Raw genomic sequence first — 12,704 nt, 5'->3', positions numbered from 1 at the left:
CGTTCTGCTCCAGCTGCTCGACCCGGGAGGCGCCGATGACGAGCGAGGTGACCCGCTCGTCCCGCAGCGCCCAGGCCAGCGCCAGCTGGGCGAGGGTCTGTCCGCGCCGGGCCGCGATGCCGTTCAGGGCGCGCAGCCGGTCCCGCAGGTCGTCCGTCAGCCAGGAGGTGTCCAGCGAGGATCCCCGCGCCGCCCGGGAATCCTGCGGGACGCCGTCCAGGTAGCGTCCGGTGAGCAGCCCCTGGGCGAGCGCCGTGAAGCCGATGACCCCGAAACCCTCCTCCTGGGCCGTGTCCAGCAGACCCTCGGTCTCGATCCAGCGGTTGAGCATGCTGTACGACGGCTGGTGGATCAGCAGCGGGGTGCCGAGGTCCCGCAGGATCGCGGCGGCCTGCCGGGTGCGCTCGGCGTCGTAGGAGGAGATCCCGACGTACAGGGCCTTGCCCTGGCGGACGGCGGTGTCGAGCGCGCCCATGGTCTCCTCCAGCGGCGTGCTCGCGTCCAGCCGGTGGGAGTAGAAGATGTCGACGTAGTCCACGCCCATCCGGTCGAGCGACTGGTCCAGCGAGGCCAGCAGGTACTTGCGGGAGCCGCCGCCCTGCCCGTAGGGGCCCGGCCACATGTCCCAGCCGGCCTTGGTGGAGATCACCAGTTCGTCCCGGTAGGGCGCCAGGTCCTTCTTCAGCAGCCGGCCGAAGTTCAGCTCCGCCGCGCCGTACGGCGGGCCGTAGTTGTTCGCCAGGTCGTGGTGGGTGATCCCGAGGTCGAAGGCGCGCAGCGCGATCTCGCGCTGGGTCTCGAACGGGCGGTCGTCGCCGAAGTTGTGCCAGTAGCCCAGCGACAGCACCGGCAGGTCCAGTCCGGAACGGCCGGTGCGCCGGTAGCGCATGGTGCCCTCATAGCGAGCGGGGTCGGCGACGTAGGTCATCGGGTGTTCTCCGGGAGATGTGCGGGCGGGTGGTGTGCAGGGGCGTCCCCGCGGGCGCGCGGGGGCCCGTCCACCCTGCGTCCTGGCGCCGGGCCAAGTCCAACCGCCGTTCCGGATCGGATTCAACGGTTCCGTTTCTGAATCGGGCGGGCGGGCAAGCGGTGATCAGCAAGGCTTCGGAAGGGAGGCGCTCGTGAGCGGTGTGACGTCGGGTGGCGAGGAACGGGCCCCGGGCGGCCCAGGGGTGTGGGGGGCGGCGGCACGGCTGCCGCGTCAGGTCCGCGAGGAGCTGACCCGCAGGCTGCGCCGCAACCGCGGGGCCTTCGGCGCGGACGACGTCCAAGTCGTCGAGCCGCCCCTGCTCAAGCGGGCCGTCGGCGCCTCGGCGCTCGGCAACTGCATGGAGTGGTTCGACTTCGGCGTCTACAGCTACCTCGCCGCCACCATCGGCAAGGTCTTCTTCCCGGGCGCCTCGCCGGCCGCGCAGGTCATCTCCTCGTTCGCGACTTTCGCCGCCGCCTTCGTCGTGCGGCCCCTCGGCGGTCTGGTGTTCGGACCGCTCGGCGACCGGATCGGCCGGCAGAAGGTGCTCGCCACCACGATGATCATGATGGCGCTGGGCACCTTCGCGATCGGCGTCATCCCCGGTTACGCCACGATCGGCATCGCCGCCCCGGTGCTGCTCCTGCTGGCCCGCATGGTCCAGGGCTTCTCCACCGGCGGCGAGTACGGCGGTGCGACCACCTTCGTCGCCGAGTACTCCCCGGACCGCCGGCGCGGCTTCCTCTCCAGCTGGCTCGACTTCGGCACCTTCGTCGGTTACGCCCTCGGCTCGGCGCTGGTCACCGCGTTGAACCTGGCCCTGACGGACGACCAGATGCTCTCCTGGGGCTGGCGGGTGCCGTTCCTGATCGCCGGACCGCTCGGTGTGATCGGCCTGTACATGCGGATGAAGCTGGAGGAGTCGCCGGCCTTCCAGCAGCAGCTGGACGACCACGAGAAGGCCCTGGCGCAGGAGTCGGCGGGCGGCGAGTTCAAGGAGATCGTCCGCAACCACTGGCCGGCCCTGCTGGTCTGCATGGGCCTGGTGCTGCTGTACAACGTCACGAACTACATGGTGACCGGCTACCTGCCGACCTATCAGACCGAGACCCTGCACCGCTCCAGCGGCTCCGCGGACCTGCTGGTGCTGGTCGGCATGGTGTGGATCGTCGTCCTGATCACCTTCCTCGGCCGGCTGAGCGACCGGGTGGGCAGGCGGCCGCTGTACGCCGTCGCCGCCGCGGCGATGATCGTGCTCGCCGTCCCCGCCTCCCTGCTGATCAAGGCGGACGGCACCTGGCCGCCGATCCTCGGGGTGCTGGTCCTGGCCACCCTGCTGGCCTGCTTCGCCGCGCCCAGCGCGGCCACCCTGCCCGCCCTCTTCCCGACCGCCGTGCGCTACGCGGCCATGGGCATCGGCTTCAACTTCGCCGTCGCCGCGTTCGGAGGCACCACCCCGCTGGTCACCGCCGCCCTGGTGGAGGCCACCGGCGACGATCTCATGCCCGCGTACTATCTGATGCTGGCCGGCGTCATCGGGCTGCTCACCGTCCGGTTCCTGCCCGAGAGCGCCCAGGTCCCGCTCAAGGGCTCGCAGCCGATGGTGGGTTCCCGGGAGGAGATGCGCGAGCTGATCTCCACCTCGAAGGAGCTGTACGCCTCCGCCGAGGAGCGGGTGCGGCACGGCTGAGCCGGCCGCACGGGGGGTTGTTCGATCCTACGAACTTCTCGCCTGCCGGGTTACCGGTCCGGGATGCGTTTGATAGGAAACTTTCCTACCAGTACGCGGCCCGGACCGACTCCCCACCCCCCACTGCCCCTTGGAGCACCCTGTGGTGAACGCAGACCGCGAGAAAACCCCCGCCCGCCCCTCCCGCCGGGCCGTCGTCGCCGCGCTCGGCGCCGTCGGCTCCGGCGTCCTGTTCGCCGTCTCCCGGACCGGCTCCGCCTCCGCCGCGGCCCCGGGCCTGGACGACCCGGCGAAGAAGGAGATCGCCATGAAGCTGGTGTCGAGCGCGGAGAACTCCTCGCTCGACTGGAAGGCCCAGTACAAGTACATCGAGGACATCGGCGACGGACGCGGCTACACGGCGGGCATCATCGGCTTCTGCTCCGGCACCGGAGACATGCTCGACCTCGTCCAGCTCTACACCGACCGCAAGCCCGGCAACGTCCTCGCCAAGTACCTCCCCGCCCTGCGCCGGGTCAACGGCACCGACTCGCACGCGGGCCTCGACCCCGACTACCCCGGCGACTGGCGCAAGGCCGCCCAGGACACCGCCTTCCAGCAGGCCCAGAACGACGAACGCGACCGCGTCTACTTCAACCCCGCCGTCGCCCGGGGCCGGACCGACGGACTGCGCGCGCTGGGCCAGTTCATCTACTACGACGCCCTCGTCATGCACGGCGACGGCGACGACCCGACCAGCTTCCGCAACATCCGCAAGCGGGCCCTGCGCAACGCCCAGCCGCCGGCGCAGGGCGGCAGCGAGACGACGTACCTCAACGCCTTCCTGGACGCCCGGGTGTGGGCCATGAAACAGGAGGAGGCGCACAGCGACACCAGCCGCGTCGACACCGAGCAGCGGGTCTTCCTGCGCAAGGGCAACCTCGACCTGAACACCCCGCTCGACTGGAAGGTCTACGGGGACGCCTACCACATCGGCTGACCGCCCGGCGCGGCCGAGGGACCGGGGCCGACGGGCGCGACGCGCCGGGCGCGTCCGCCCCGGCGCGTTCCGGCTGGTGGCGCACTCGCATGGCCCGCCGCTCGGGGGAAAGATGGGCGGTGAACGAACCGTCCCACCGATGCGGAGGAACCCTACTCATGCCCCACGAGCGCGCCGGCCGGCCGGCCGGTCCCGAGGACCTCGTCGACGTGGCCCGGCTGGTCACGGCGTACTACACGCTGCACCCCGACCCGGCCGACCCGGGACAGCGGGTGGCGTTCGGCACCTCGGGGCACCGCGGCTCGTCCCTGGCGAGCGCCTTCAACGAGGACCACATCGCCGCCACCAGCCAGGCCATCTGCGAGTACCGGGCGGTCCGGGGCACCGACGGGCCCCTCTTCCTGGGCGCCGACACCCACGCACTGTCCGAGCCCGCGCGGGCCACCGCGCTGGAGGTGTTCGCCGCCAACGGCGTCACCGTGCTCATCGACAGCGCGGACGGCTACACGCCCACCCCCGCCGTCTCGCACGCCATCCTCACGTACAACCGGGGCCGCACCGCCGGCCTCGCCGACGGCGTGGTCGTCACCCCGTCGCACAACCCGCCGGCCGACGGCGGCTTCAAGTACAACCCGCCGAGCGGCGGCCCGGCGGCCTCCGACGCCACCTCCTGGATCCAGGACCGCGCCAACCAGATCATCACCGGCGGCCTGAAGGACGTGCGCCGGCTGCCGTACGCCCGCGCGCTCGCCGCGGAGACCACCCGGCGCTACGACTTCCTCGGCACGTACGTCGACGACCTGCCCGGCGTCCTCGACCTGGACGCCGTCCGCGCGGCCGGTGTGCGCATCGGCGCCGACCCGCTCGGCGGCGCCTCCGTCGCCTACTGGGGCCGGATCGCCGAACAGCACGGCATCGACCTGACGGTGGTCAACCCGCACACCGACCCCACCTGGCGGTTCATGACGCTGGACTGGGACGGCCAGATCCGCATGGACTGCTCCTCCCCGTACGCGATGGCCTCCCTGATCGAGCAGCGCGACCGCTTCCGCATCGCCACCGGCAACGACGCCGACGCCGACCGGCACGGCATCGTCACCCCGGACGCGGGCCTGATGAACCCCAACCACTACCTCGCGGTCGCCATCTCCTACCTCTACCGGCACCGCGACCGGTGGTCCGCCGCCGCGGGCGTCGGCAAGACCCTCGTCTCGTCCTCGATGATCGACCGGGTCGCCGCCGACCTCGGCCGACGGCTGGTCGAGGTGCCGGTCGGGTTCAAGTGGTTCGTGGACGGACTGGCCGGCGGAGAGCTGGGATTCGGCGGCGAGGAGTCGGCCGGCGCCTCCTTCCTGCGCCGGGACGGCTCGGTGTGGACCACCGACAAGGACGGCATCATCCTCGCCCTGCTCGCCTCCGAGATCACGGCCGTCACCGACCGGACGCCCTCGGAGCACTACGCCGAGCTGACCGCCCGCTTCGGGGCCCCCGCCTACGCCCGCATCGACGCGCCCGCCACCCGTGAACAGAAGGCCCTGCTCGGCAAGTTGTCGCCGGCGCAGGTCACCGCGGACACGCTGGCCGGGGAGGCGGTCACGGCCGTGCTCACCGAGGCGCCCGGCAACGGCGCCGCGATCGGCGGCATCAAGGTCACCACCGAGAACGCCTGGTTCGCCGCCCGGCCCTCGGGGACCGAGGACGTCTACAAGGTGTACGCCGAGTCCTTCCTCGGCGCCGACCACCTCGCCCGGGTGCAGGAGGAGGCCCAGGCGGTGGTGCTGGGGGCGCTCGGCGGCTGAACGGGGCGGGGCGGCCCCCCGGGACCAGGGGGCCGCCCCGCCGCAGCCGGCTCAGTTCCGACCGCGTCCCCGGTCCAGGCGGTCCAGCACGGCCTGCGCCATGGCGGCTTCGCCCCGGGCGTTGGGGTGCGCGGGAGCGGCGGGGGAGGCCGGCTGCAGCGGCTCGATCCAGCGGTCCTCGGGCGCCTTGCACATGTCGTGGCCCACCGTGGGGCCGTAGGTGTCCACGTAGGCGGCGTGATTCACGGCGGCCACCAGGCGCAGCATCAGGTTCAGCCGCTTCTCGGTGTCCCGCAGGTAGGGGAAGTCGCCCTGCGCGAACGGTACCTGCGGGAAGCAGCCGCTGCCGTCGTCGGGCAGCAGGTCCGGGTAGCCGACCACGACCACCCGGGCGTGCGGCGCCCGGGCGTGCACGGCCCGCAGCACCCGGTCCACCTTCGGCGCGGTCCGCACGACGGCGACGGCCAGCTCGTCGAGGCCGGAGGCACGGTAGGAGCGTTCGCAGGGGTTGCCCGCCGGGTCCTGGGCGGCGAGGCGGGCACAGGTGCCGATGACGGTGCCGAAGCCGACGTCGTTGCCGCCGATCTGCAGCGTCACCAGGTCCGTGTGCCGGTCCAGCGCGTCGAGCTGGGGCGGATTCGTGCCCTGGGCCCGCCACATCTCGGCGGTGGTGGCCCCGCCGCAGCTCACGTCCGTGAACGCGGTCACCCGCGGGCGGGCGGCCACGAGCGAGGGGTAGTTGCGGTCCGAGCGTCCGCAGGCGGTGTCCACCTGCCGGGGTATGCCGGGCCCCGAGGTGTAGGAGTCGCCGAGCGCCACGTAGGCGGTGGTGCGGCCCGGTCCGCCGGGCTGTGCCGCGGACGGTACCGTGCCGGCGGCGACGAGGACGCAGCCGCCCAGTGCCGCCCCGAGCACGGCGGTCCGCCGCCGGCCTCCCGTCCTGCCCGCCGCACGCGTGTCCTTCGCCATGACGCCTCCCCCTCGACTCCGCTGCAACGCGCGGCGGTGCCGTGGAGCGGTCCGCGCGTGGTCGACCGGGTCTGTATACCGTCCGGTAGGTCCCGTCGACCAGAAGCGGGAGGCGACGAGTTGAGGGGGAGGGGCGGGCAACGGCCCGGGCGTGGGGTCCGGTTCAGGCCGCGGGCGCCTGCTCGGCCGGCGCGGGCGTCCGGGGCTGCGGCTCCTGGAGCAGCGAGTCGTCCTCCGGCCGGGCCCCGGACAGACGGTGCCGGGCGGCGATCAGCGCCATGTCGATGTCCCGGGTGCCGGTGGCCACGCACAGCGTGTAGGTGATGTCAGCGAGCCGCTGGCGGGCCTGCGGTGTGCTGTCCTCGGCCCCGAGCAGGATCAGGGCCTCGTACTGAGCGATGAGGTCCTGCAGCACCGCGGGATGTGCCATGAGCATGCGATCCGCCTCCCAGTTGGGTCGCCGATGTACGAAGTCGCAGCGCGAATACCCCCCGTACCGGCGTACATGCCCGCCGTCTTCCCGTGCCGACCGGACGTCCACGGTGCCGTCACCTCCGACGCCACCGCGACGGGGTTCCTCACCGGGATACTGCTCGGCGCCGGCCTCGGCCGGACCGCGAGGGGGCGGCGCCGGGCGCAGGGGTGCTGCCGTGGTGCGCCGCCGTGTCACCCGGTCGGGTGCTCTCCGGCCGGTACGCGCCCGGTTCGGGGGACACCGCCGTGATCTTTCCGTGATCATGCGTGCTGTGAGTCTGCAACGTCGAAGTGCCCTGAGCCGCCGTGCCGTTCCGGCCGCACTCGGCACCCTCAGTGTCCTGTCCCTGGTGGCCGCCCTGCCCGCCGCCGCCCAGCCGGCGCCGCCGGACCACCGGCCCGCCGCGCCGCCGCCCCGGCAGGCCACCGCGGCGGAGGCGCGCACGGACGCCCTCCTGCGCTCCCTGCGTGACCGCCCGGCGGCCCTGCGCGCGTTCTTCCGGGAGCTGCCCAAGGGCGGCGACCTGCACAACCACCTCTCCGGCGCGGTGTCCACGGAATACCTGATCGAGCTGGCCGCCGAGGACGGCCTGTGCGTCGACACCGCGACGCTGACCGCCCTCGCCCCGCCCTGCGGCGCGGGCACCCGGCCCGCCGCCGACGCCCGCACCGACCGCGCCTTCCACGACGCGCTGGTGCGCGCCTGGTCCATGCAGGACCTGCCGCCCGGCGAGAACGGGCACGACCACTTCTTCGACACCTTCGGCAAGTTCGGCGAGGTCACCTGGCGGCACCGGGGCAAGCTGCTCGCCGAGGTCGCCGACACGGCCGTACGCGAGAACCAGCTGTACCTGGAGACGATGGTCAGCCCCGCCTCCGAGGGCGCGAAGAACCTCGCCGCCGAGGTGGGCTGGGACGACGACCTCGCCGCGCTGCACCGCAGGCTGGTCGCGGACGGCAAGCTCGACAGGCTGGTCGCCGAGGCCCGCAGGGAGGCCGACGAGGGCGACGCCGAGTTCCGCGCCGCCGAGCACTGCGGCACCCCGCGCTCCCGGCCCGGCTGCGGCCTCACCGTCCGCTGGATCTCCCAGGCGTCCCGGAGCAGTGCGCCGGAGCGGGTCTTCACCCAGCTGGCCCTCGGCATGCGGCTGGCCGAGGCCGACCCGCGGTTCGTGGCCGTGAACCTCGTGCAGCCGGAGGACTGGGACAGCTCGCTGCGCAACTACGGCCTGCAGATGCGCATGGTCGGCTACCTGCGCACCCAGTACCCCGAGGCGCACGTCAGCCTGCACGCGGGCGAGCTGTGGCCGGGGCTGGTCAAGCGCGAGGACCTGAAGTCCCACATCAGGCAGGCGGTGGACGTCGCCCGTGCCGAGCGCGTCGGACACGGCGTCGACCTCGTCCACGAGGACGGCTGGCAGCGCACCGCCCGCACCATGGCGACCCGCCAGGTGGCCGTGGAGGTGCCGTTCTCCAGCAACGCCCAGATCCTCGGCGTCAAGGGTACCGACCACCCCTTCGGCACCTATCGCCGCTACGGCGTCCCCGTGGTTCTCGCCACGGACGACCCCGGGGTCTCCCGGACCGACATCAGCCACGAGTACCAGTACGCGGCCGCCGCCTACGGACTGCGCTACCCCGAGCTGAAGGACCTGGCCCGCGCCTCCCTGGAGTACGCCTTCCTGCCCGGTGAGAGCCTGTGGCAGGACCACCCCACCACCACGGGCTACCGGCCGGTCGAGGCCTGCCGGAGCGAGCACCCGGGCCTGCCCGTGCGCGGCGCGGCCTGCCGCCACCTGCTCGCCCGGAGCGCCAGGGCCCGCCTGGAATGGCGTCAGGAGTCCGCCTTCGCCGCCTTCGAGCGGACACACGCGGGCTGACGGGCCGTCGAGCCGTCGAGCCGTCGGTGCGCCGGTGCGCCGGTGCGCCGGTGCGTCGGCGCGCCGGGTGCAGGTGGCGTGGCGGTGCCCGGGCGTCCGTGTCCGGGCCGCCTGGAGGTTGTGGAAGGGTGAACAGGGTCCGCGTCCGTACCCAGGGGAGGCACCCGTCGCATGGCCGTCATTCACCACACCACCCTGCAGCCCACCAAAGTCGACCTGCTCACCGACTGGCTGCCCACCCGCCCCTGGTTCCGCGGCGGTTCGGGCGCGCCCGTGCTGGAGAGGTCCGGCGGGTTCCGGCTGGACGACCCCGAGGGCGAGGTCGGCATCGAGTTCATCGTGGCCACCGACACGGCGGGGTCCGAGCGGACCGCCTACCTCGCGCCCCTCACCTATCGCGGGGCGCCGCTGGAGGGGGCCGAACACGCCCTGGTCGGCACCATGGAGCACGGGGTGCTGGGCAGGCGCTGGGCCTACGACGGCTTCCACGACCCGGTGCTGGTCACCGAGTTGCTGGCCCTGATCGAGGGCAGGGCGCAGGCGATGGCCCAGAGCGTCTCGGACACCCCCGACCACGAGGTGACCCGCTCGTGCGCCGCCCCGCTCGGCGAGGCCCGGTTCACTCCCGAGCCGGCCGACGACGAGCACGGCACCCGGCTCCCCGTGGCGCCGGAGGCGGTCCTGCACGTCCACCGGGTCCTCACGCCCGTCGCCGGGAACCCGCCGTTGCCGCCCCGGGACGCCCTCGGGCACGTCGCGACCGGTTGGCCGGGCCCGGACGGCACCCGGCTGCGCGCGGTCGTCATGACGCTGCGCACCGCCTGACCGGAGGGTGCCCGCCGTCGCCCCGGCGGGCACCCTCCGTGCGCCCGGCACACACCGCTGTGCCGACCTGGCATGGACGGGTCAAATCTGTCACTCTTTCGGCAGTCGCCGCTCCTGACCCCCCGTGGGGGCGGCGACGGCTCCCCGGTACCGCGATCGCGCAAGCCCGTACGCGGCCGTCCCGGCGCACCCCGGCCGGCCAGGCGGCCCAGAGCAGGCCGGAATCCCGGCCGCCACGAAGGAGTAGCGTGTGAGACCGATCCCCCACAAGGCCCTAGGCGCCGGTGCGCTCACCGTCGCAGCGGTGGCCGCCCTCGTGCTCCCCGGCACCCCCGCCGCCGCCGGACCGGCCGCGGCCGCAGCCTGCAATCCGGCCCAGGTGGTCGCCAACGGCGGTTTCGAGAGCGGTACTTCACCGTGGACCGCGTCCTCCTCCACCGTGATCACCAGTCGCTCCGGGCAGAGCGCCCACGGCGGCGGCTCGTACGCCTGGCTGGACGGCGTCGGCAGCACCCGCACCGACAGCCTCGCCCAGAGCGTGACGATCCCCTCCGGGTGCGCCACCGCCACCCTCAGCTTCTGGCTGCACATCGACACCGCCGAGACGACCTCGTCGACCGCCTACGACAAGCTCACGGCCAAGCTCGGCGGCACGACGCTGGCCACCTACTCCAACCTGGACGAGAACACCGGGTACGTGAAGAAGACGGTCGACGTGTCCTCGTTCGCGGGCCAGACCGTGAACCTCTCCTTCACCGGCACCGAGGACTCCAGCCTCCAGACGAGCTTCGTCCTGGACGACATCGCCCTCGACACCGCCGACGGCACCACACCGCCGTCCACCGACCCCACGCGGACGCCGGCCACGCCCTCGTACACCGTGAACCTGAGCAGCGACACGAGCGGCACGGTGTGGACCGGGCACGAGAGCGTCACCTTCACCAACGCGTCCGCCACCGCGCTCGGCGAGGTCTACCTCAGGCTGTGGGACAACTACCACGGCAGCTGCGACGCGATGCCGGTCCGGGTCGGCAACGTCACCGGCGGCACCGCGGGCGCCCTCTCCGTCGCCTGCACCGCCCTGAAGGTCGACCTGCCCGCGCCGCTCGCCCCGGGCCAGAGCGCCACCATCGGCTTCGACCTGGGCATCACCGTGCCCAGCGGCGCCGACCGCTTCGGCCACGACGGCGCGTTCAGCTTCCTCGGCAACGCGCTGCCCGTCCTGGCCGTCCGCGACGGCGCGGGCTGGCACCTGGACCCGTACACCAACAACGGCGAGTCGTTCTACTCCCTCGCCGCCGACTTCAAGGTCACCCTCGACCACCCCAGCAGCCTGCTGGTCCCGGCCACCGGCACGTCCACGGACACCCCCGGTTCCAGCGGCCGCACGGTCACCACGGCCACCGCGTCGAAGGTCCGCGACTTCGCCTGGGCCGCCGGGCCCTTCACCAAGATCTCCGGTACCTCGGCCACCGGCGTCGCGGTGAACGTGTACTCCGTCTCGGGGATCAGCTCCACCAGCGCGCAGTCGATGCTCAGCACCGCGAAGAGCGCGGTCGACGCCCACGCCGCCCGGTTCGGCGCCTACCCGTACGGCGAGCTGGACGCGGTCATCGACAACAACTACTGGTTCGGCGGCATGGAGTACCCCGGCTTCGTCCTGGACCTGGTCAGCACCACCGCGCTCACCCATGAGATCGCCCACCAGTGGTGGTACGGCATCGTCGGCGACGACGAGTACAACAGCCCCTGGCTGGACGAGGCGTTCACCGACTACGCCACCGACCTCGCCCAGGGCAAGACCGGCACCGGCTGCTGGAACAGCGTTTCGTGGGCCTCCAGCGCCGAAAAGATCACCAATTCGATGGCGTACTGGGACGCGCACTCCTCCCGGTACTCCACCGTCGTCTACGGCTACGGCAAGTGCGCCCTGCACGACCTGCGGCGCGTCCTCGGGGACACCGCCATGGCCAAGCTGCTGAAGGACTACGCGGGCGCCCACTGGTACGGGGTGTCCACCACCGCCGAGTTCAAGGCGGCGGCCCAGGCCGCCACGAGCACGGACCTGACCTCCTTCTGGACGCAGCACCGCATCGAGAACTAGAAGCACCCGGACGGGTCACACACCGGCCGCGGAGGCCTTCGTTGGGCGGTACCCGGAGTGCGGAACGCTCCGACCCCGGGTCAGATGGAGCATGTGCGAAGCCCCATGGCCTGTTTCCGCGGCCGGTCCCGCCTGTGCCTCACCGGCGCCCTGACCGGCCTCCTCGTATTCCTGTCCAGCCCCCCGGCCGCGCCCGCGCCGGCCGGGGGCGCACCCCCGCGCGGCAGCGCCTACATGGGCATCGGCGTCCTCGCCCACGACGGCGACACCGGCACCCTGCCCCCGGACGACCGCGCCACCCAGACCGAGGGCGTGGACGTCTCCAGCCACCAGCTCGACGTCGACTGGCAGACGCTGTGGAACAGCGGCACCCGATGGGCCTACACCAAGGCCACGGAGGGGACCTCCTACACCAATCCCTACTTCACCCAGCAGTACAACGGTTCGTACGACACCGGGATGGTCCGCGGCGCCTACCACTTCGCGACCCCGGACACCGCCGGCGGCGCCGCGCAGGCCGACTGGTTCGTGGAGCACGGCGGCGGCTGGTCCGACGACGGCAAGACCCTCCCCGGCGCCCTCGACATCGAGTGGAACCCCTACGGCGACGCCTGCTACGGTAAGTCCGCGAGCGGGATGGTCACCTGGATCCGCGACTTCCTCGACCGCTACCGGTCCCGTACCGGGCGGGACGCCGTCATCTACACCGCCACCAGCTGGTGGACCGAGTGCACCGGCGGCTACGACGGCTTCGGCGCCACCAACCCGCTCTGGATCGCGCGCTACGCCGCCACGGCGGGGCCGCTGCCGCCGGGCTGGACGTCGTACACGATGTGGCAGTACACCTCCAGCGGCGCCACGGTCGGCGACCACGACCGCTTCAACGGCTCCACGGACCGGCTGCGGGAGTTCGCCACCGGCTGAGCGCCGGGCGGCGGAGACCGGCGGTGCGCGGGCGCCGGGGACCAGTGCCGAGTATGGGGGCCGCAGTCAGGCGGCCGAGGCGGCCAGCTG

At 72.8% G+C, this 12,704-nt stretch carries 10 protein-coding genes; 7 read left to right on the top strand and 3 right to left on the bottom strand.

The genetic code is table 11. The features are described from left to right. Positions 1-928: L-glyceraldehyde 3-phosphate reductase (gene mgrA / locus IE312_RS24775; protein WP_229900399.1), on the bottom strand; the 928-nt coding region annotated here is incomplete at its 3' end. A 202-nt stretch (positions 929-1,130) separates the two neighbouring features. Here mgrA and IE312_RS24770 point away from each other — a divergent pair. From IE312_RS24770 to pgm, 3 genes are all read left to right on the top strand, one after another. Then, positions 1,131-2,660, top strand: coding sequence for an MFS transporter (locus tag IE312_RS24770; RefSeq protein WP_370467597.1), 1,530 nt, complete (start codon positions 1,131-1,133; stop codon positions 2,658-2,660). A 142-nt stretch (positions 2,661-2,802) separates the two neighbouring features. After that, positions 2,803-3,639 (top strand): chitosanase, encoded by an 837-nt coding sequence (locus tag IE312_RS24765; RefSeq protein WP_189984535.1) that lies wholly within the window; start codon positions 2,803-2,805, stop codon positions 3,637-3,639. A gap of 158 nt (positions 3,640-3,797) precedes the next feature. Then, positions 3,798-5,438 carry a phosphoglucomutase (alpha-D-glucose-1,6-bisphosphate-dependent) gene (pgm, locus tag IE312_RS24760; RefSeq protein WP_189984534.1) on the top strand — a complete coding sequence of 547 codons (1,641 nt, stop codon included), beginning with the start codon at positions 3,798-3,800 and terminating at the stop codon, positions 5,436-5,438. 51 nt (positions 5,439-5,489) lie between these two features. On the opposite strand, the gene IE312_RS24755 is transcribed toward pgm, so the two are convergent. After that, entirely contained in the window at positions 5,490-6,407 is a 918-nt protein-coding gene (locus IE312_RS24755) for an SGNH/GDSL hydrolase family protein (protein WP_189984533.1), read from the bottom strand. A gap of 163 nt (positions 6,408-6,570) precedes the next feature. Further along, positions 6,571-6,843, bottom strand: a complete 273-nt coding sequence (locus tag IE312_RS24750) for a DUF5133 domain-containing protein (protein WP_189984532.1) — start codon at positions 6,841-6,843, stop codon at positions 6,571-6,573. A 301-nt stretch (positions 6,844-7,144) separates the two neighbouring features. On the opposite strand from IE312_RS24750, the gene IE312_RS24745 reads away from it, so the two are divergent. From IE312_RS24745 to IE312_RS24730, 4 genes are all read left to right on the top strand, one after another. Continuing rightward, positions 7,145-8,761 carry an adenosine deaminase family protein gene (locus IE312_RS24745; protein ID WP_189984531.1) on the top strand — a complete coding sequence of 539 codons (1,617 nt, stop codon included), beginning with the start codon at positions 7,145-7,147 and terminating at the stop codon, positions 8,759-8,761. 171 nt (positions 8,762-8,932) lie between these two features. Continuing rightward, entirely contained in the window at positions 8,933-9,586 is a 654-nt protein-coding gene (locus IE312_RS24740) for a maltokinase N-terminal cap-like domain-containing protein (RefSeq protein ID WP_189984530.1), read from the top strand. Positions 9,587-9,836: 250 nt separating this feature from the next. After that, entirely contained in the window at positions 9,837-11,690 is a 1,854-nt protein-coding gene (locus IE312_RS24735) for a M1 family aminopeptidase (protein ID WP_189984529.1), read from the top strand. Positions 11,691-11,774: 84 nt separating this feature from the next. Continuing rightward, positions 11,775-12,614: a lysozyme gene (locus IE312_RS24730; RefSeq protein ID WP_189984528.1), complete on the top strand. Its 840-nt coding sequence runs from the start codon at positions 11,775-11,777 to the stop codon at positions 12,612-12,614. Positions 12,615-12,704: the final 90 nt, after the last annotated feature.

Source organism: Streptomyces capoamus, assembly GCF_014654935.1.
Taxonomy (GTDB): Bacteria; Actinomycetota; Actinomycetes; order Streptomycetales; family Streptomycetaceae; genus Streptomyces; species Streptomyces capoamus.
Note: the sequence above shows the minus strand (reverse complement) of the source record. Positions and strands in the feature narration are given on the sequence as shown.